The sequence below is a fragment of the Shewanella saliphila genome (assembly GCF_014648295.1).
Classification (GTDB): Bacteria; Pseudomonadota; Gammaproteobacteria; order Enterobacterales; family Shewanellaceae; genus Shewanella; species Shewanella saliphila.
Map to the genome: position 1 here is coordinate 1 of NZ_BMQV01000040.1, position 19,856 is coordinate 19,856.

At 41.9% G+C, this 19,856-nt stretch carries 23 protein-coding genes and 1 pseudogene; 13 read left to right on the plus strand and 11 right to left on the minus strand.

The window, feature by feature from the left end; translation table 11 throughout:
* Positions 1–72: 72 nt before the first annotated feature.
* Positions 73–315 carry a hypothetical protein gene (locus tag IEY48_RS15895; RefSeq protein WP_188922070.1) on the minus strand — a complete coding sequence of 81 codons (243 nt, stop codon included), beginning with the start codon at positions 313–315 and terminating at the stop codon, positions 73–75.
* A 271-nt stretch (positions 316–586) separates the two neighbouring features.
* Here IEY48_RS15895 and IEY48_RS20610 point away from each other — a divergent pair.
* A pseudogene (locus tag IEY48_RS20610) lies at positions 587–682 on the plus strand (helix-turn-helix domain-containing protein); the annotation flags it as partial.
* Between the two features lie 2 nt (positions 683–684).
* On the opposite strand, the gene IEY48_RS15905 reads toward IEY48_RS20610, so the two are convergent.
* The gene (locus IEY48_RS15905) at positions 685–1,668 is read right to left on the minus strand and encodes an FAD:protein FMN transferase (protein WP_188922073.1); all 984 of its coding nucleotides are present in this window, start codon (positions 1,666–1,668) and stop codon (positions 685–687) included.
* Positions 1,669–1,834: 166 nt separating this feature from the next.
* On the opposite strand from IEY48_RS15905, the gene IEY48_RS15910 reads away from it, so the two are divergent.
* Positions 1,835–2,791: a 4'-phosphopantetheinyl transferase family protein gene (locus IEY48_RS15910; RefSeq protein WP_188922075.1), complete on the plus strand. Its 957-nt coding sequence runs from the start codon at positions 1,835–1,837 to the stop codon at positions 2,789–2,791.
* Between the two features lie 164 nt (positions 2,792–2,955).
* On the opposite strand, the gene IEY48_RS15915 is transcribed toward IEY48_RS15910, so the two are convergent.
* Positions 2,956–4,977, minus strand: a complete 2,022-nt coding sequence (locus tag IEY48_RS15915; RefSeq protein ID WP_188922077.1) for an alkyl/aryl-sulfatase — start codon at positions 4,975–4,977, stop codon at positions 2,956–2,958.
* A gap of 157 nt (positions 4,978–5,134) precedes the next feature.
* Here IEY48_RS15915 and IEY48_RS15920 point away from each other — a divergent pair, with 157 nt between their 5' ends.
* The gene (locus IEY48_RS15920) at positions 5,135–6,085 is read left to right on the plus strand and encodes a LysR family transcriptional regulator (RefSeq protein WP_188922079.1); all 951 of its coding nucleotides are present in this window, start codon (positions 5,135–5,137) and stop codon (positions 6,083–6,085) included.
* 38 nt (positions 6,086–6,123) lie between these two features.
* Here IEY48_RS15920 and queF read toward each other — a convergent pair whose 3' ends face one another.
* On the minus strand, positions 6,124–6,981 hold the full coding sequence (queF, locus tag IEY48_RS15925) for an NADPH-dependent 7-cyano-7-deazaguanine reductase QueF (RefSeq protein WP_188922081.1): 858 nt from the start codon (positions 6,979–6,981) through the stop codon (positions 6,124–6,126).
* A 54-nt stretch (positions 6,982–7,035) separates the two neighbouring features.
* Between queF and syd the strand changes: the two genes are divergently transcribed.
* Complete coding sequence (syd, locus tag IEY48_RS15930; protein ID WP_188922083.1) at positions 7,036–7,689, plus strand: SecY-interacting protein; 654 nt, start codon at positions 7,036–7,038, stop codon at positions 7,687–7,689.
* Between the two features lie 2 nt (positions 7,690–7,691).
* On the opposite strand, the gene IEY48_RS15935 is transcribed toward syd, so the two are convergent.
* Together IEY48_RS15935 and IEY48_RS15940 are read right to left on the minus strand one after the other, a co-directional pair.
* On the minus strand, positions 7,692–8,465 hold the full coding sequence (locus IEY48_RS15935; RefSeq protein ID WP_188922085.1) for a Zn-ribbon-containing protein: 774 nt from the start codon (positions 8,463–8,465) through the stop codon (positions 7,692–7,694).
* Between the two features lie 3 nt (positions 8,466–8,468).
* The gene (locus IEY48_RS15940; RefSeq protein WP_188922087.1) at positions 8,469–8,822 is read right to left on the minus strand and encodes a hypothetical protein; all 354 of its coding nucleotides are present in this window, start codon (positions 8,820–8,822) and stop codon (positions 8,469–8,471) included.
* Between the two features lie 157 nt (positions 8,823–8,979).
* Here IEY48_RS15940 and IEY48_RS15945 point away from each other — a divergent pair, with 157 nt between their 5' ends.
* Positions 8,980–9,363 carry a DUF3192 domain-containing protein gene (locus tag IEY48_RS15945; RefSeq protein ID WP_188922089.1) on the plus strand — a complete coding sequence of 128 codons (384 nt, stop codon included), beginning with the start codon at positions 8,980–8,982 and terminating at the stop codon, positions 9,361–9,363.
* Positions 9,364–9,382: 19 nt separating this feature from the next.
* Here IEY48_RS15945 and IEY48_RS15950 read toward each other — a convergent pair whose 3' ends face one another.
* Positions 9,383–9,613, minus strand: coding sequence for a DUF2789 domain-containing protein (locus tag IEY48_RS15950; protein ID WP_188922091.1), 231 nt, complete (start codon positions 9,611–9,613; stop codon positions 9,383–9,385).
* Between the two features lie 181 nt (positions 9,614–9,794).
* Between IEY48_RS15950 and IEY48_RS15955 the strand changes: the two genes are divergently transcribed.
* Positions 9,795–10,448 carry a GNAT family N-acetyltransferase gene (locus IEY48_RS15955; protein ID WP_188922093.1) on the plus strand — a complete coding sequence of 218 codons (654 nt, stop codon included), beginning with the start codon at positions 9,795–9,797 and terminating at the stop codon, positions 10,446–10,448.
* Positions 10,449–10,529: 81 nt separating this feature from the next.
* Entirely contained in the window at positions 10,530–10,853 is a 324-nt protein-coding gene (locus tag IEY48_RS15960; RefSeq protein WP_188922095.1) for an Mpo1-like protein, read from the plus strand.
* A 690-nt stretch (positions 10,854–11,543) separates the two neighbouring features.
* Here the strand turns inward: IEY48_RS15960 and IEY48_RS20635 are convergent.
* Entirely contained in the window at positions 11,544–11,753 is a 210-nt protein-coding gene (locus tag IEY48_RS20635; protein ID WP_188922097.1) for a LysR substrate-binding domain-containing protein, read from the minus strand.
* A 1,042-nt stretch (positions 11,754–12,795) separates the two neighbouring features.
* Here IEY48_RS20635 and IEY48_RS15970 point away from each other — a divergent pair.
* Positions 12,796–13,503 (plus strand): hypothetical protein, encoded by a 708-nt coding sequence (locus tag IEY48_RS15970; protein ID WP_188922099.1) that lies wholly within the window; start codon positions 12,796–12,798, stop codon positions 13,501–13,503.
* A gap of 95 nt (positions 13,504–13,598) precedes the next feature.
* On the opposite strand, the gene IEY48_RS15975 is transcribed toward IEY48_RS15970, so the two are convergent.
* Positions 13,599–13,985, minus strand: a complete 387-nt coding sequence (locus IEY48_RS15975) for a DUF3301 domain-containing protein (RefSeq protein WP_188922101.1) — start codon at positions 13,983–13,985, stop codon at positions 13,599–13,601.
* A complete protein-coding gene (locus tag IEY48_RS15980; protein ID WP_188922102.1) occupies positions 13,982–14,995 on the minus strand; it encodes a DUF3549 family protein in 1,014 nt (337 codons plus the stop codon). Before IEY48_RS15980 ends, IEY48_RS15975 begins: the two co-directional genes overlap by 4 nt.
* Before the next feature lie 93 nt (positions 14,996–15,088).
* On the opposite strand from IEY48_RS15980, the gene IEY48_RS15985 reads away from it, so the two are divergent.
* The gene (locus IEY48_RS15985) at positions 15,089–15,406 is read left to right on the plus strand and encodes a YqcC family protein (protein ID WP_188922150.1); all 318 of its coding nucleotides are present in this window, start codon (positions 15,089–15,091) and stop codon (positions 15,404–15,406) included.
* A 43-nt stretch (positions 15,407–15,449) separates the two neighbouring features.
* Positions 15,450–16,331 (plus strand): tRNA pseudouridine(65) synthase TruC, encoded by an 882-nt coding sequence (truC, locus tag IEY48_RS15990; RefSeq protein ID WP_188922104.1) that lies wholly within the window; start codon positions 15,450–15,452, stop codon positions 16,329–16,331.
* 46 nt (positions 16,332–16,377) lie between these two features.
* Here the strand turns inward: truC and IEY48_RS15995 are convergent, their stop codons facing one another.
* Positions 16,378–16,539 carry a hypothetical protein gene (locus tag IEY48_RS15995; RefSeq protein ID WP_188922106.1) on the minus strand — a complete coding sequence of 54 codons (162 nt, stop codon included), beginning with the start codon at positions 16,537–16,539 and terminating at the stop codon, positions 16,378–16,380.
* A gap of 166 nt (positions 16,540–16,705) precedes the next feature.
* On the opposite strand from IEY48_RS15995, the gene IEY48_RS16000 reads away from it, so the two are divergent.
* From IEY48_RS16000 to purU, 3 genes are all read left to right on the plus strand, one after another.
* A complete protein-coding gene (locus IEY48_RS16000) occupies positions 16,706–17,170 on the plus strand; it encodes a flavodoxin (RefSeq protein ID WP_188922108.1) in 465 nt (154 codons plus the stop codon).
* Entirely contained in the window at positions 17,122–18,600 is a 1,479-nt protein-coding gene (locus IEY48_RS16005) for a PTS transporter subunit EIIC (RefSeq protein WP_188922110.1), read from the plus strand. The genes IEY48_RS16000 and IEY48_RS16005 overlap by 49 nt, the downstream gene beginning before the upstream one ends.
* A 175-nt stretch (positions 18,601–18,775) precedes the next feature.
* Positions 18,776–19,645: a formyltetrahydrofolate deformylase gene (purU, locus tag IEY48_RS16010; protein WP_188922112.1), complete on the plus strand. Its 870-nt coding sequence runs from the start codon at positions 18,776–18,778 to the stop codon at positions 19,643–19,645.
* The last annotated feature ends 211 nt before the right edge of the window (positions 19,646–19,856 follow it).

The window sequence follows — 19,856 nt, forward strand, 5'->3', positions numbered from 1 at the left end:
ATACTGCTTCATCTTTAAATGCCTGCGGATAACTCTTATGTGATTTTTTTAAACTCATATCGACCTCTTAATTTATTGACCATACTGTCTCAAAATTAAGTGTCCGATGGAATTAGACCAGAACATGTATTGTGTGGTTTGAGACTGACCATTGGCTATAAATTTCCATGACAAAATAGCGATAACCACTATTATCCCTGTGAACCAAATATATTTGTTGAAACTCTTGTGGTGTTTAGAAGGCTTATCTAGCCCCAGTGTTTGACGAATATCATTTTTTTGATTTGTGCTAGATTTTTGTGGTGTAGATACCATATAGCACACCTCGATTGGGTTGCATTATCTCTATTAAGGCTGGTGACCTTTTCTTTAATAAATAGCCCAATGTTTTCTTGGGATTATATTAATCAGTGTAATGATTAGAAAAAAAAGGCAATGTGATCTGAATCAACTTAGCGAGAATTATTACAATATAACACTGTGTTGAATGGGCTAAAGATAGAACATGGCCATATATGGCTTTTTTAGGAAAATGGGTGGCTCTTTTAGGACTCAAATTCTGGGTGGCTTTTTAGGAGAGAACTGAGAGCAAGAGCGCAGTGCGCCAAATGGGCAAGCAATTACTCTTTTGAAATTAGTACAGCGCCATCCAGAAACTCTCACACACATGGCAGAGCTATAGCATCAATCTTGTTGTAATCCCGTTGATACATGCAGGGTTTGTTGGTTATCGATAATGATGGCTTCGAATTCAGGTAACTCATTGATTAGCGCCATACCTTGTTGTAATCCCATCACAAAAATGGCGGTGGAGAGGGCGTCTACGTAAGTTGGGTTTTTACCAATAATCGATACGCTCACCACATTGCGGGCGGAGTCGCCAGTTTTGGGGTTAATGATGTGATGATAACGCACGCCGTCTTCGATGAAGTAACGCTCGTAGTCACCAGATGTGGATATCGATTCGTTACTCAGAGGTAATTGCACCGCAGTTTTGTCTTCGGCGCGAGGGTGTTTAATGCCAACAAACCACGGGCGACCGATACGATCGCCAAGTAACGTGGTGTCGCCGCCAGCGCTAATGAGTGCATGTTCAATGCCGGCTTTCTTAAGAATGGCGATACAGTTTTTAACCGCATGACCTTTGGCGATCCCGCCTAAATCAATTTTAACATCAGCATCGGTAAATTTAACGGATAAGCTCGGTTTATCTAAGATAACCGTTTGATAATTAATGGCGGTTAACGCTTGTTTGATTGCAGCTTGATTGGGTTTTTGATGCTTGCGGTAATCGTATTGATAACCGATAGAGGCATAAGTGATGTCAAACATTCCATGGGTTAATACTGCAATATCGTGCGCATCGGTGAGTAAATCAAACAATTCCTGGCTAACAATAACAGGGTGGTTGGCCGCATCACGGTTAATTACGCTCAGTGCACTGGTGGCAATATAAGGGCTCATGGTTTGATCAATGCGTTGCATCTCTTGCTCAACCGACACTATGAGTTCATCTGCTGTTGTTTGGACTGCGCCATCATCTAACCAAAATTCAACATGGGCGAGGGTTCCCATGACATGGAAACTCTTTTGGTGCCACTGGGCAAAGGCTGAGTGCGAATTAAATGCAAATAATATGATGACAATAACGGCGCTGAATTTACCCATGGATCTTCTGTTTTCTGTAATACGATAGTGCTGATTGTTGATTAAATGGCAACGTTCGGCAACCGCTTAGGTGAAAATAACCGTCTGCACAGACAAATTACTCGCTGAGCAGCACATATTACGGTAATTTAACCTTATTATCGTCTACTCGAGTTTTGTTGTTTTAATGCCCATTATTGCTGATGTAAATCAATGTTATCCATCCATAAAACCGCATGTTTACTTTGTGCCACTTGATGCAGAACTTGCCCCTGCAGACTTTGATACTGGATTAGCCCTGGGTTGGCTAAGCGAAGATGAAGAGGTAAAAGTTGCCCGTTATAAAAGCCCGTCGGCGCGTAATAATGCCCTGCAAGTTAGACTGGCCCTAAGAGCAATATTATCGCGCTATAGCGATGTTGAGCCTGCACAATGGCAGTTTATTTATGGCGCCAAAGGCAAACCGGCATTAAGCCATGAATTGTGTGCGCAAACCGGATTACATTTCAATTTAAGTCACAGTGGTCAGTGGTTAATGATTGGCGTGATTGAAGTGGCGAGCAGTCAGCATAACGTTAACCTTACGTCTGAGCCTAGTGTTGAGGTAACCCAAAGTACTCAATCTGAGCTTCTTCCCTCCCTGTGTTTTGGCGTTGATATTGAGCGTGAGCGCAGCAATACAGATATTGTGCCAATTTTAAATCACTATTTTACCCAGGTTGAAACCGAGGCATTGTTGCAGTTACCCATTGAGCTGCAGCGGCAACGTTTCTTTGATTTATGGGCGGTAAAAGAGTCTTACATTAAAGCGCGTGGGTTAGGTTTAGCCTTATCACTTAAATCCTTTGCCGTTGATTTTAGTAAATGGAATGAAGGGCATGTGCAATTGCAGGGCAAGATTGAGCAATCTATTGCATTACATCAAGGGGTTAAGCTTAACTTTACCGATGTTGCAGATATTGCCAATTCGATGACATGGCAAACGCAACTGGGCCGACTTGATCAACAATATCGTTTTGCCATCACTTTAGGCGTAAATAAACATGATATTGGGCTCGAGTCGACTAATGCTGAGTGTAGCTATAGTGCGTTAACCGTTTATCAGTTGTCGCTGACACAATTATTGGCAGATGCGAATGCCTAGGTCGTTAATCGCAAATTTTCAATAAAGAATCATCAATAAAGAATCATCTATAAATCATCAGGCATCAAAATATGCGAGAAAGCCATTCAGCCGAAGCATCGCTTCGGCTGAATTAAGTGAAGCAATATTTCACTCATTATTCGCAATTGTTTTACGACTCAAATTTACTTTAAAGGGACGATGGCAAAGCTTTCATCAAATTGCACTAAAGTGGAGGCTATTTTACCAAAGGCTTGTGGGTCACCTGTCATACTGGCTTTACCTTGTTCAAGCAGTTGTTTAAGTGATGTTTTACCTAATAATACATTAACCATATCAGCTTTATCGACGGTTAACGTGGCGTCTGCCGTTTTAGCTGTTTCGACCACAATGTTATTGAGATTACCATGGCTCAGTTCAACAAACACGGTAGTTTCAGGCGTTGTGTTTGTCGCTTTAGTCACCACATTTAAGCTGATATTACCGAGTTTATCCGCTGCAATACTGTCGACTTTGACGGCTAAAAAATCAAATAGCGTGGCAATATCCATTTCACTTATCACATCGGCGGAGGCTGACTTTGGCGCGCCAGGTAAAATGCCTACCCGTAACTCTTGTGCGCCAGTTAAATAGATGTTTCTCCAGCCCGCCCCTTCTGCTTGATAACCGAGTTGCTCATAAGTGTCGGCGAGTAAATCACGTGCGACTTGGTTTGTGGGTTCGGCCATCACCAGTTTATTGAGTACCGTGGCAACAAAGCGATAATCGCCTTGAGCATAATCGACCTTGGCTTTTTCAATAATAGCCGCAGCGCCGCCCATATATTGAACAAACTTAATGGCTTCTTGCTGCGTTGGCAGCGGGTTTAAGTTGGCTGGGTTCATGTCAAAGTAGCCCAGATACATATTGTAAACCGCTTTGGCATTGTGGCTGTAGGTACCGTGATACCCTTTGGTGTACCAGGTGTCTTTAACCGTTTGTGGAATGGTGTCCATGATGGCATCACCAATATCTTGTATTACCACACCCTGATTGGCAAGGCGCAGCGATTGATTATGCACGAGTCCATAGTTGTCGCGTTGCATTTTAAGGTACTGGTTAATTTGCTCGTTTCCCCATACGGGCGCAGAGTGAGCCGCAAACAGCACTTGTACATCTTGACCAAATGCATTGATCATTTGGTTAATGTCTTTTGACCACTTTAGCGCATCACGCACTTTGGCTCCGCGTAAGGTATAGATGTTGTGCATTCCATCGTAGGTAAGCTCACCGCTCCACAGTGCGTTTAATGACGGAATATAAGTGATCATTTCGCTGGCCGCTTCGGTGCCAGAGGCATCCATAAAGACCATTTCCAGACCATCAATGGTTAAGGTTTCCCACTTGCCTTGTTGATTGAGTTGGTAATCTGGTTTTACGTAAGTAATTTCACCTTTTGATAACCCCTTTGCCAGCGCCGCATCAACAATACCATGGTCATTTTTACCGAGCATCACCCCATATTGATAGCTAGCACGGCGGCTCATGGCATTACCTGCGAGCACGTTTTCATCAACGATTTCGGCGGTGATATTGTTTGAACCATACACTTTAACATTAGGGTATAAGGTTTTTATGCCGCGAGCGCCGCCAAAATGGTCCGCATGGCTGTGGGAGTAAATCATCGCTACTATCGGTAAATCTGCACCTTCAGGCAGATTTGCAAAGGCAAATTTTATTGATTGCTCTGCAGCTTGCTTTGTTAACAACACATCATAAACAATCCAACCTGTTTTACCGCGGATTAAGGTCATATTCGATAAGTCAGTTCCGCGTACCTGATAAATCCCCTCGGTCACTTTATACAAACCATTTGGCACCATATTAAGCTGTGCTTGGCGGTAAAGCGATGGGTTAACTGAGTCTGGAAACTGTTCACTAATAAAGCTAAATTCAGCACGTAAAATATCAGCGGTAGCTTGGTCAAATTCGGCAATTTGGTTTTTACTAAAGCGCTCAAAGGCGACCTTGTCATTAAAATTAAGGCTTTGGGCAACCGCTTTGTTATGTGCAATCGTCGCTGCTGAAGCGGCTTTGCCTTGATAGTCTACGGTTAGGTGGTCATGTTGGTGCTGCGCCGCAAAAGCTGGCAATGAAAATGCGGTGATAAATGAAAATGCGATTGTTGAACGTGTAATGGTTGATAACGTAAGAGCAGATTTTTGCATAACGAACCTCAAGAAATTAAAGCCAGCGTTGCTTAGCGATTGAGCGGTATTAACCTATCCTAGTGAATAAATGTCGGAATATAACTATGGTAAAACAGTTAAAACACATTCATATTATGAATGTGTTAGGGCAAATCTTAGGTATTAAGTATAAGCAATGGATGATAAACAAAGCCAAAAATTAGCGACCCTGGATTTAAATCTATTACGGGTGTTTTGTGTTGTATGTCAGCAGTCGTCAATTACAAGAGCTGCGGAGCAGTTAGCGATCACTCAATCGTCGGTGAGCAATGCGATAAATCGGCTCAAGACGGCATTAGATTGTGAGTTGTTTATTCGAGTGGGGCGCGGCATTGAACCAACGGCTTCTGGGTTGCACATCTTTAATTCGGTGCAGCCAATGCTTGATGCTATTGAACAAACCTTAAGGGGGATCAGCGAGTTTGATCCCCACACCTCAACTCGAGTATTTACGATTTATGCTAATGAGTCGGTCATCGATTTATTACAGCCGCTGCTTGATAAAGCCCTGGCTAGTTTATCGGTGCGGGTGGTATTGCGAAATTCGCCTGTGCTAGAAGCAGAGCAATATCAAGATTTACAGATGCAAAAAGTGGATTTGGTGATAGATATTGTGCCGCCTAAAATGAAAACCTTTAGCTTTCAAAAGGTGGCTCAGGAGCAGATTGTTTGTGTCGTACGCGAGCAACATCCTCACATTAAACAGCAAGTAAGCCTAGAGCAATACTTTGCCGCTGAGCATGTTATGTATCGCTTTCATCGAGACAATATGCGCGTAGCCGATATTATTGCCCATGAACCGTTACCACCACGCACCTTACACAGCGAGCACACGTCGTTATTGAGTATGTTGTCGTTGATCAGTAAGTCTAATGCCATTGGCATTGCGCCCTATGCCTTTACTCAAAGTTATGCCCAGTTATTTAAACTTAAATTACTTAAGCTGCCTTTTGAGACACGCCCGATTGAATTATTCAGCATTTGGCCCAGCAAACATGCGCAAGATAAGTCGTGTATTTGGCTTAGAGAAACCATTGAGACATTAATGAAACAAGCTTATACGGCAATAAAAAAAGCCAATCGATGATGATTGGCTTTTAATGTTTTACTTTGTCGCTTTAGTCTTTACTGTCTTGCGAGACGGTTAGATTCTGGCGGGTTTTCAAAATCGCTGCGGTAGGGGTTAATGTCTAAACCGCCTCGACGAGTGTAACGTGCATACACGGTTAACTTAGTGCATTGGCAGTATTTTTTTAGGTCGACAAAAATACGCTCAACACACTGCTCGTGAAACTCATTATGCTGACGGAAAGAAATCAAATAGCGCAGCAGTTTTTCACGATCAATCTTAGGGCCCTGATAGCGGATCATCACGCTGCCCCAGTCAGGTTGTGAGGTAATTAAGCAGTTAGACTTTAATAAGTTTGAATTTAACGTTTCAGCGACATTTTTGTCAGGGTCTGTACTGTCAACTAAATGGTCTGGATTAAACTGGTACTCGGTGACTTCGATGTCTAAATCGTCAATGCAGCTGCCGGATAGGTCGACAATACGTTCAAGGTTAAAATGCTTAGGCTCAATGACTTTAACGCTAACATCACCGTCGGCGCACAGTGCTAAATCGCGGCTTAAGGTGTCTTGCACGTCTTCAACGCTATCAAACTTGGTTTGGTTAAAGCTATTTAAGTACAATTTAAACGATTTTGATTCAATCAGATTGGCGCTATTGATATCCAGTTGCACTTCTAATAACGCCACAACAGGCTTGCCTTTGGCGTTTAGCCATGACAATTCATAGCCGGTCCAAATATCAGTACCATGGAAAGGTAAATCACCACTTAATGCAATTGCATCTCGATTAAGTTTGCGTGGAACCCCTTGCAGCAGTGACGCGTCATACTCAGCTTGATATACAGTTGCATGGCCTAAGGTTAGGCCTTTAAGTGCATCAGCATCACTATAAGGGTCGTGATTGTGTGTCATCTAATCGGTTTCCGTGTCAAAATATGGTTTTATTATAAACTACGAGTGGCTTAAGTGTCTTGTTCATCTGCATTAGAAAACTTTATAAATAACTATCTTAAATCTTACCAAGATACCTTGTCTGAATTTCCGCGCTATTATCCTTTGGGCGAAGACTCAATATGTATTCAAGGAAAATTTAACTCAGACACTGATGATACTGTGTTTTGGCAGCCGGTTAAACGTGACGATGCGGCTGACTTTAATAATGTAGAGCATGCATTAAATATTCAACTACACCAAGATATTCATGCATTTTATGGTGAGTATTTTTCAGCGCCATTACAGTTTACTGCACCATTTGGTGATGGTGAGTTATTGCAAGTGTGGAACCAAGAAGACTTTGAAAATTTGCAACAAAATGTAATTGGTCATTTGATCATGAAGAAAAAGCTCAAACAACCAGCAACTTGGTTTATTGGTGTGCTAGGTGATGGCGATGAAATGCTCACCGTTAATAATGACGATGGCAGTGTGTGGATTGAAATTCCAGGTGAAAAACAACGCACAAAATTAGCGGAGTCGCTAACCGAGTTTTTACAGATTATTTCGCCAATGATCAAACCGCCGCAAAAGCCCGTTGAAGAGAGTGCGCCAATTGTTGAGCACCCTGGTATTTGGCAGCGGATTAAAACCATGTGGAATATGTTACGTGGTAAACGTTATTAGATTTATTGATGATCCCATGAAATGTTAGACACAATGCGGCAAGGCTCACACCTAAAGTGAAACATGTCTAATAACGGTTGTTCGAGCTTCCAATCATGTGAGCCGCATCGTGGGCAAGGGCGGTTGAGTTCTGTTTGTAATGACTCTCCGCCCACGCGATATAAGTAATAATAAGTGGGTATCTTAGTTAGGTATTCTATCCGCCCACGTAAATCCCAACCCCGTCTAAACAGGTCACTGTCTGCCCGAGTGATTTCATCTAATGCCGCGAATTCTGCTTTGGTGGCTGCAGCCATTTGCAGTTCATCACAGGCTTGCCATTCGGTTTGCCATTTAATGATACGTTTATGGTCGCCATTGAAGGTGGCTGGTAGTTGATACAGCGGGATAGGTAATAAGTTATCGCCACTGCGCAGTGGCGAGCACATGTGTACGTAGCTGGTATATAACAATTGCCAAGACGGCTCGTCGGTATTGCTCACTTCAGAGTTAATGTCCTGACCAATAAATTTCTCTCTTGGCGCCAGCAGCTTGGCTTGTGTCAGCTCAGTTAATGCCGTTTTTACCCACGGGCTGTTATAACGATTGGCTAAACTGGTTTTTTCTGGCAATAACAAGCGCACTTTAAACTCACCGTCATTAAACGCAACGGCAAACTCACGCCCCAGTATTTGTCCATTAGCGCGCAGTGCTTCGAGTAAGCCGTTAATAGCTTTTTCGGCGGCATCAATGGTGGTGTCGGCAAAGCATTCAAAGCGAAGTTCAAAAACAAACATGGATTATTCGGCCTTAGGGGAGGTGGTTGGCAAATGTTGGTTAACTTGTTGCTCAAGTTCATTCACGCGGCTGTTGAGCTGGTTAATCAGTTGCTGCATGGTGTCGACTTGCTGCTGTAATTGCGCAATTGGGCTGGCGAGCTCGTCAATTGGGGTTTCAGGTGTTGGGATATCACTTAACTCAGGTAAGTTCTGCCATTCAGATTTTGGCAAAGCTTTAAATTGTTGCAATCCCTGGATCAGCACTGGCATCGGGAAGCGACTGCCTAAACGACTTTTTATTAACGCTAAGCTCGGTGTATGGCCATTAATGGCAATGGACTTTGCTGCGGCTAACACCTGTTCAATTGGACTCATTGTTAGTTAAATTCCTTAATTTTTGGTAGTCAGAATCACTACTGTTGCAGAACTAAAAGGTAAAACCTAATTAATTCAATGTTTTATTTTTTGGCATGATTCTAGCTTTAAGGATCACAACACAATGTGGGTTATATTTTAACAAAAAGGATGCAACATGAAATCAAAACTTATTGCGGCAAGTGTCGTGGCGCTAATGTCAGTGGGATTAAGTGGCTGTGTGATTAGCGTAGGCGATCATGAATCAGGTAAAAGCCATGAGTATTGGCAAGAACAACAAGATAAAAACCGTGCTTTACTGGCTAACCTTGCACTCGGCATGACCAGCGAACAAGTGGTGACACTAATGGGCACTGCTGATTTCAGTGAAGCGTATTCAAAAACTAATTCAGCTAATACAGACCAGGCAATAAAAGTCTTATTTTATCGTACTCAGTGGGCAAAAGGCGACGGTAAAACCACTAAAGATGAGTGCACCCCAGTGGTGTTTAGAGATAATCTCTTAGTGGGCTGGGGTGACACGGCATATCAGCAAATTTAAGCTAATGTAAGTATTGGTTCTATTCTCTCATCATGACGTCCAATTGGTCGATGACTTCTGACCATTGGGCGTCTTCTACTAATGCTTCTTTTATAAAAGCACGCTGGCTCGAATTCCAACACGGGGCATCAATTAACAAAGTGTGTTTAGCTAACTTATTCTGGCTAACAAATTCATTAATGTCTTCTGATTTATGGCCTAGCCCTAATTGTTGAAATAAATGGCTTAAATCATTTTCTGTGGTATCCATTTTCACGACTCCCTAGGTGACTCATTGCAATTATTTCAGTATTAATCTTCCGCACTAAAATTGCAAAGAACTCGCCAAGAAAGCGAATTATCAACTATACAAGGTAAACAAAATTTGTTGATTGTTTCAAACTTGTTAACTTGCTAAGTTAACAGGAGTCATAACACAAGGAATAACAATAATGGACAATAATACCTTGGAAACCTTACGAGCAGTGTATTTAACTGCTGAAGACTTACGTGTGGCGGCCTCAATCCTCTATAACGCTTACCACGATGATCCTTATTTTATTGAGGTGTTGGGTAAGCAAGATGTTCAACAATATGAACAAAAACTCCGCGCGGCGATCCGCGAAGAGTTAAATGAACTGTGGCAACAAGAACAGGCGCTAATTGGCTTATTTGATCAAGAACGTCTTATCGGTGTGGCCTGTGTGATAACACAACAAATCCCCTTAGGCGAGGCACGCTATTGGCACTGGCGTTTAAAAATGGTGATGGGTACAGGGTGGAAGTCAACCCAGGGATTAATGGAAAAAGAGAACTGTATATTAGAACATCTTCCGTCGGATAAATGTGGCATTTTACAGTTTATTGCCCTGGCCCCAAATGAGCAAAAAAAGGGCTACGGTTCGCGATTAGTCGAGGCGGTACTGAGTTGGTGCGACGAACAACCACGATTGGATGGTATTGGTGTATTTGTCACTCCCCCCTATCATCATGCTGTGTTTGTGCAACAAGGATTTATCAGCCTAGCAGAAGTCAATATTGGTCAGGTTGATGGCGAAATTTTATTTTACAACAAACAAGAAGCAGCCAATCAAGGCCAGATTTAATCCGATGACCGTCAATACCTAATATTCTCAACGGTGGCTTGTTGTTATCCGTTGTTAGTTAGATACATTATGGAGTGAGTTATGCAGCCCAAACGTTATACCTCTTTTGCCGAGTTTTATCCGTTTTACCTGTCGCAACATCAAGACCCTGTATGCCGTAGATTACACTATGTGGGCAGCACCATTATTTTAGTGATTATTGTTAATACACTTATTAACCAACATTGGTGGCAACTGTTTTTATTGCCGGTTGTTGGCTATGGTTTTGCCTGGTTAGGGCATTTTATATTTGAAAAAAATCGTCCAGCAACCTTTACCTATCCACTGTACAGTTTGTGGGGAGATTGGGTGATGTTTGGACAAATGTTAAAACGGCAGTGGCGCAACGTTATTGGGGCAAAGTAGAGCCTCGCTCACACTCTTGTAAGCATTATCCTACATTGATGTAGGTTATCTTATCTTTAGTTGCCAGCATTTAGCATTGATCATGATTAAAATTACATATTAAACAGTATGTTGCGTTTTTTGGTGCGTTTTTTGATATGTGAATCTTTTATGTCAGTCAGTTTTAGTGACTTTCCATGTAATGCTTTTTAGATAAAATGTACCCATCGAAAGCAAATAACGAACTGGTTTTCTTAGGATGAGAAATAAAGGTGAGTTTGCTTGAGAGCTGAAACCAATTGCTAAAGTAGATTGTTAGTACAGAATTTCAAGGATGATGCACAGGACACGCCCACGGAACTAGGCATAAGCTCGGTAAATGGATAACCGAATCAAGGAAGGGTGAAGCGCAAGCGACACAAGGAAAAAGGGATAGGACTGCAGGACGCAGCAAGGATGACTCAACGGATTGAATGCTCAGTCGACGGATAGGCTGTTCAACGGAATGACACTCATAAGATACTTTGTTTACAAAGAATCAAGGAAATGAGCACAAGGAAACGGATGCAGGATGCATGTTTACATGGATGATGCAGGGAGCACAATTTCAGCTGGATTGCTGACAAAAAGCGTTACGGGCACAACCTTATTATTAAGGTTGTGCCTTTTTGCTTTTATAGCCTAAAATCAACCGCTTTATATTTGTTTACCTTAATGACTGGCGGCATGCAGCCGCAAAAAGTCGACTAAAAATTCAATTAATGCTTTGATTGCAGGGCTAATTAGGCGTTGCGATGGATAAAGTAAATTTATCGGCAACGGTGCGGGAGCAAAATTCGATAAAATGTCGACCAAATGATAATTAGCAATATCCTTATCGACATAAAAACTGGGTAATTGAGTAATGCCCTTATCTGGCACATACTGCAGAACGTATGTTGTTTTAGATGATTAAATCTGAATAACTTTAAGCAAATAACGCCTAATTAGCTTATTTAAGTACTCGTTTGAATTAGGGTAAATTTAACCCTAACGCCTTACTCTTCTTCGCACTCTCTGCCTTTTGTTATGGCTATTCAACAGATATTCACGTTTATTTCACACAAACCTTAATCAACATGTGGAGTGATTATTTGTTCAAGCGCAACAACCTAAAGTACAAATATTATACTCACACCGTACTGTTTGTTGTTTTTTTGTTAATAAGTAGCGTGATCGCTGCCATTTTTGCCTGCCGCCTTGTGAGATATATCTCACAAGCAATGTGAGATTAATCACTTTGTTTTTGAGTAAATAATCTATAAAAATCTTAAGTTATTAATTTTATGTGATTTTATTTTTTATGCGATTATGGTGCTAAATTATTCACTTGATAGGGCCTGTTTACGTGGAGGTAAATGAACTATTATTTATCTTGTTCCTAGGACGGAACAATCACAAGGAAGTAAATAGGTCATAGATGACCACAAGCAAATGGATGTGATGGACGAATTACTGTTTCAGGATGAAACGCAAAACACGTTATACGCTTAAAGTGAACAACGGGTTTTAAACATTATTAGGATGATAATGTTGCAGGACGCACAATACTCAGCAAATGATTTGCGACAGGATATGTAAAGATTTCATGGATGATACAAGGACACGCTTAGGACAGAGCAGGCTCGGTCAATGGATAATCGAGTAAGAAGGAAAGTACGCAAGTACACGGATCATCACGGAATGACCAAGGATTGAGCAGGACGCAAGTTAGACGCATGGATGGTGCAGGGAGCACTGTAATAGCGGGATGGCTTAACAAGAGATAAAAAGGCCGCGACAGTTACTGTCGCGGCCTTTCTTTTTGCATTTTTGCTGAGTGATGGAACTTTGTAGTGATATGTTGTCCAATTGTAAAGTGCCTATGAGCTAACACCTCATTTGAGTAAACAACATCTAAGTCGCCATTGTATAAGGAGATAGCATGAAAGGGTTTCAAATTGCACTATTGATGGGTATTTCATCCGTTTGCTATCACGCCAATGCACAAGTGAGTGAAGAGCAACAACAATGGGTCGAGCAAGCGTTAAGCGATATCAATAGTAATACTGACGATACTAAAGTGCGTTGGCAGTACTCACAACACACTGTGATGCCAGACATGACCCGAGTTGAACAATTTAATGCCTCTTTACCCGACACTGAACGCTGGATCTTAGTGACAGAAAATGGTGAAACGCCTGACAAAAAGCGCTTACAAGAATACCGTGAACATCAGCAAGAACTCCTGCAAGATAAAGACGAAAACACCCATGAATTGGCGTTTTCTGATCTGATTAATTTATCGACTTTAGCATTAGTGGATGAGGGAGGAGATAGTGTCGCATTTACGTTTACACCCAATATCGACAAGTTAGATAATAATGCATTAACTGGGACTATTTTCCTAGATAAGCGCTCGAAGCAGTTACGCAAAATTTTAATCAGCAATACCGATGAATTAAACCCTGCTTTTTCAGTCACCCTAACCAAATTTGAATTGGAGTTGGGTTTTGATGTGTTTGAAGGATTGGTGATGCCTGCGCACACTTCAACCACCATTAATGGTACCGCTGCGATTTTTAAATCATTAGACAGCATACATAAAGTGACATATAGCGAGTATAAAATATTGGATAAGCCACAAACCTAATCCAATAATCAAAGCAAAAAACGCTATTTAGTTAAAAATAGCGTTTTTTAGTATGTTTGCTGACTTGGCGTAATAAACGGTACTTCAATGCTGAGCTAGTGGCACTTACCAGAGTTACAACTTTGGCTTGAACCACACCCACCAAACTTACCGCTTGCCATAGGGGCGTCCATCCATTCTGGTTCAGGGAAAATAGGCCATTGAATTTTAGTCACTCGATTACCGTGCATCATAATATGACCGCGGAATTGATTGATACCATCGGTACTAAATTCGAACATAAATGTGGCTTTCCAACAAATACCGGTAGAGCCGCCAATACTTGGACGTGCGGACTCCATTGCAATAGCCAGCATTTGAACATTTTGTTTTTTGCATGATTGCTCAGCAACCCTACGGCTGAGTTCAGCCATTTGCCTCAGTTGCCAAAAAAACGCGCCGACAACAACTAAAGCAACAATTAATAAAAAATCACTCATCATAGGCTGGTGGCCTTAAATAATCCGCCAATGGCGGTCGCTAATTGAATACTGCGGTCTGGATGACGTAAATCTGACAGTAATCCTTGACGTAAGCTTGGTATCGCCACGATATCAGCAAATACTTGGTTAAAGAAGTGCTGTGGCTGTTTTGCTAATGCTTCTAAATACACTTTGCGGGTTGCATCATCTTTTAGTGCCAACCAATTACGCGCAGCAATGGTAATTAAACTATTGTCGTTTAATAATTGCTGTTCATCCAGTTGCATAATCGCAGACATACTCAGTTGCGTATTTGATGCAAGAGCAGCTAAATACATTACTTTTAACTCAGGTTCAGCTTGCGACATTTTTGCAAATAACCGTTCAGCTAAGTCTTCATCAACAGTGATGTGTTCCAAGCACTGGCACAACGCCGATTGCACCTCTATTGGCGCCTGGTCGAATGCATTAATAATGTCATTAAGATGATCAAATTGATGTGCGCGAACGCAAATATCCGCCAAACCTTGTAAACCTAATTGTTGCCAGTTGTCTGTTGGCGCCTGGCCAGACAAATATTGTGCTGCAAATTCATACTGGCTAGATGCCGCTTGTCCAAGTTGCAGCCTGACTAAGGCATTAAACAGTGCGAGCTTATTTTGATTTGGTTTAAAGCTAAAAGGATGGTTAGCGAGTTGTTCTTGCTGCTCATCGGTTAATGCTTGGGTAGGATCGCGCCCAAGAGCCTCTAAAATCATTTTAATAAATTGAGTGCGAGGGGCTGGAGATAACAAGCCTTGCTCGTCTAAGGGTAACTTAACAAACCAGATATACGGTTGCTGTTGTTGCTGCCAAAACACGATGGCAAACTGCGCATGCCCTTGAATAGGATACGGATAGGGTGCCAATAAAGAATCGATTTGGTGAAATGCCAACATATCAATGTGCTGAACACGGCGGCCTAAATCGTAAATTTGGAATTGGGTATTGGCGGTGGTCAGAAATTGGCTTAAGGTGGTTATTTCGGTCATGGTGTCTTCACTAAATCAAACGAGTTGGATGGGTATTCAAGAAGCTAAATGATATCATAATCCGACTTAGCCTCGATATTGTCGTTCATGTTTATGCTTTATTTAACCTGTAAAAACCATTTAATTATTTTAGAACAAACACTTAAGCAGTGTTCTTTATGGGCTGATAGTGCGCCCAGTGTGCACGCTATGGCGAGCAGCGCCCCTTTTGCCTGCGACACCATGGCATTTGAGCAGTGGTTGCAGTTTATTTTTATACCCCAAATGAGTGAACTTATTGAGCTCGAGCAGCCGTTACCGACCAATATGGCCATTGCGCCTATGGCTGAACATGTTTGGCAAGGTATGACTGATTACGCAGAGCTGATACGTCATTTACACAACTTTGACTCAGTATTAAGCCAACAATAACCCATTAAATTTTAAGCCCCACTAAAGTTAAGTGATACCCATAATGAATGCTAAAGATAACGATACGCTATCAGCCATTGATAACGACGAGTGCTATGAGCCAGAGTTTGTTGAAGAGGCTGCACCTTTAACGAGCACAGATGTTGCAACAGAGGCTGATGAACAGCCGCCAGTGATTGAAGTGTTATATCAAGATGAGCACATCGTGGCGATACACAAACCTGCTGGGCTGTTGGTTCATCGCAGTTATTTGGCGCGTAAAGAACGTTTTTTTGCCATGCAAATGACCCGCGATTTGGTCGGGTGTCATGTTTTTCCTGTGCATCGTTTAGACAGACCAACATCTGGGGTTTTGCTGTTTGCTAAATCCAGTGAGGTTGCACGTCAATTGTGTGAGCAGTTTGCCGATCACAGCATTAAAAAACAATATTTAGCCATTGTGCGCGGTAATATGCACGAATCTGGCACCTTAGATTACGCTTTAAAGCAAGAGTTTGACGATATTGGCGATAAACACGTTGACCCTAACAAAGCCGCGCAAGAGGCGGTAACCGATTTTCAGCCGTTGTTGAATACCGAAATACCGTTTAGCTCGGGTCGTTACCCTAGTAGTCGCTATGCGTTAATCCGTTTAAGCCCGCATACCGGTCGTAAACATCAATTGCGCAGGCATATGGCGCATTTACGCCATCCTATTGTGGGTGATACGACTCATGGCGATGGTAAGCAAAATAAGTTTTTTAGAGAACACTTTAACATCAACCGGTTATGGTTAATTGCTAAAAGTTTGCAGTTTGTGCATCCGGTGACACAACAAGCCATGCATATTGAAACGGAATTAGAAGCAGAGTGGCTGACTGTGTTTGACGCATTTGGCTGGAATGATGATCAATTATCATCAATGCCGAGTATGTTACTGAGTTAGTCATGTTTATGGCATCAGTATGACGTTTTACAGTGAAATACTGATGTTATTCCATGTGATCCGCGATAGCTTTTTTGAGTTTTTCAAATTCAGCAATAGGAGGCAGAAGATCGTGATCTTGTTGCTCAACATGGAAGTAATAATTACGGCGTATATGCGCGAATTTATGCTGGAGTTTGAGTTTTCGCTTTCTGCTGACTTGTCGCATACTACTGCTTCCATTGGGTGTCGATGATCTTCACGCACTTAGCTTTTTGATGATTGATACTCACTATGACAAAAATTAATACACTTGAAAGTGGTTAAATGTTTGAAGTAAGTTATTCTGTCTCAAAGCATTTTATATCGATTTTCATTTAAGGGGATAGTATACCATGAAAAAGGTCAATATTGTTTTCGGCACTGTTTATGGTAGTGCCCAATATACCGCTGAAACTGTTAGTAAGGCCATTGCAAAATTAGGATTTGTCACTAAACTTTTGCAACCCAATGAACTGTTGGGATTTGTTCCGCCACAAGATGAATTGTTAATTGTGGTATGTTCGACCACAGGGCAAGGTGATATCCCTGAAGATATTGCCCCTTGGTTTAACGAACTCAAATCGAATGCACCTTATCTACCTGCATTACAATACAGCTTAATTGGTTTAGGCGACTCTAGCTACGACACCTTTTGTGGTGCAATCAAACAGTTTGATGAGCTGTTAGCAGAGCTAGGAGCCAAGCCGCTTACTGAGACACTTGAAATCGATGCGTGTGAAACAATGGAACCCGAAATTGAAGCCGAAACATGGATAACCTGTTGGCAAAACGCCGTCACATCGGCCAACGAAGCGTAAACTTTTTTACGCAACAATGGTTTAAATTTGCCCAGCGCTTAAGTCAAGCGCTGCTGATCCCTATTGCGATATTGCCTGCCGCAGGGGTCATGCTCGGCCTCACGGTGAATCCATTACCTTTTATTCCAAGTGAACTTAACATCGTACTATCAGCCGTAGGCAATTTGGTTTTTACCATGATGCCTTTGCTATTTAGTGTGGCGGTGGCCATTGGGTTTTGTCGTGATCAAGGGATTGCTGCATTTTCTGCGGTGTTTGGTTTTGGCGTATTTTTATCAACCATGGGGGCGCTGACCGACATTTACGGATTAGTGTCAAGGCCACTGTGGGGAATGCAAACCATCGATACTGGTATTGCTGGTGGCATGTTGGTAGGTGCCATTACCTGCCTCGCGGTGAAGATTAGCTACCATGTTAAATTGCCGGCAATTTTTTCGTTTTTTGAAGGCAGACGAAGCGCGCCTATTATCGTTATTCCATTGTCGATGATATTAGCCTATGTGCTCAGTCATGTCTGGCCGCCTTTATCATTCGTGATTGAGCATTTATCAGACTGGTCGGTATATCAAGACCCTGCAATTGCTTTTGGTGTTTATGGCACTGTTGAACGCTTATTAATTCCGTTAGGGCTTCACCATATTTGGAATGCCCCATTTTACCTTGAAGTTGGCCAATACATTAACCAAGGCACTGTCGTGAGAGGTGAGGTGGCCCGTTATCTGGCAGGCGATCCGCTAGCAGGAAATTTAGCCGGGGGTTATTTAATTAAAATGTGGGGCTTACCCGCCGCCGCATTGGCTATTTGGCGCTGTGCTGATAAATCAGAACGTAACCGCGTGGCAGGTATTATGCTTTCAGCGGCTACAGCAAGTTGGTTAACAGGGGTAACCGAGCCGATTGAATTTGCTTTTATGTTTATCGCACCGTTACTGTTTTTTGTTCATGCCTTATTAACCGGTGTGGCTTACAGTGTGTGTATTTTATTAGAAGTGCACCACAGCATCGTATTTTCTCACGGTTTAGTGGACTTTAGTTTGCTGTTTTCCCGCTCAGCTAATACGTACTGGATTTGGCTACTTGGGCCGGTTACCGCCATTATTTACTACGCGTTATTTCGCGCCAGTATTTTAGCCTTTAACTTAAAAACGCCCGGAAGATTAGAGCAAACCGACCAGGAATCAGAACCTAAAGAAAGCTTACGTGCAATGATTTCAGCACTCGGTGGACGTGACAATATCGTTGAAATCAATGCCTGTTTAACGCGTTTGCGCATTAGTGTAAATCAAGCCAATTTAATCGATAAAGCACGATTAATGCGTTTAGGTGCCAAAGGGGTTGTTGTGATGGGTAAAGGGGTACAAGTGGTTTATGGCACGAAGGCAGAATCGTTACGTAAATTGCTGCAAAAGTATCTCGACTCTCGAAAATAATGCGATGTTATTTAACGACTCTTTAATTGTTCTTTCATGATTGCGTAGCAAATGGTGGCTAAATGGGCTTTTTTGAGTCTTTATGAGAATTTATCATTAAAAAATCTCCCCAAAGCTGCATATTCAGTGGCAAACTGACAAGGTTAATCTTAATCGCAATACGGGAGTTGTTAGCGTGAGTCATCAATTAAATAAAACCAGTCCAACAGAATTACAGCGCAAAGTGTTAATTACTGATTGTGCTGATGCGAAAGGATTAATCGCTAAAATTACCAGTGTGTGTTTTGCTAATCATCTTAATATTATTAAAAACACTGAGTTTGTGGATCATGCTCAAGGCCGCTTTTTTATGCGAGCAGAACTTGAAGGGCAGTTTGATGATGAACGCCTGTTGAACGAGTTGCGAGAGGTACTTCCTGCACAAAACCACATGAGACTTGTCGATATGTGCACCAAGCGCATTGTCATTATGGTGACCAAAGAAGCCCATTGTTTGGGCGATATTTTAATGAAATCTTATTATGGTGGTTTAGATGTTGAGATTGCCGCAGTCGTCGGTAATTACGATGTATTGCAACCATTAACAGAAAAATTTGATATTCCGTTTCATTATGTCAGTCATGAAGGGTTAAATCGTCAAGAGCATGAACAAGCGATGCTTAAAGTGATTAAGCCATATGATCCTGACTTTGTGGTATTGGCGAAATACATGCGAGTACTCACACCTGAATTTGTTTCAGCCTTTGCAGATAAAATCATCAATATTCATCATTCATTCCTACCGGCTTTTATCGGCGCATCACCGTATAAGCAAGCGTGGGAGCGTGGCGTTAAAATTATTGGAGCCACAGCTCATTTTGTTAATAATCACCTCGACGAAGGTCCGATTATTAAGCAAGATGTTATTTCTGTAGACCACAGTTACAGTGCTGAAGAGCTTGCGCATAACGGCCGTGATGTTGAAAAGAGTGTATTGAGTAAAGCATTACAATTGGTATTAAATGAACAAGTTGTTGTCTACGGCAACAAAACAGTGGTGTTTTAATCGTTATACCATTAGTGGGTAAGTTCTAGTGGGTAAACTCAGTTTTATGGCAAATTGAATTTAAGTTATGCCGTATTGTGGCCGATATAAATTATTGTGTTATTGTTAATCACTATAATCACAGTTGTAAGAAATTGTTTCACGATGTTTGGGTAGCTATTCACACTAGCTTGCCCACAATTCTACAATAACGTGCTTGGGCAAAGGCTCA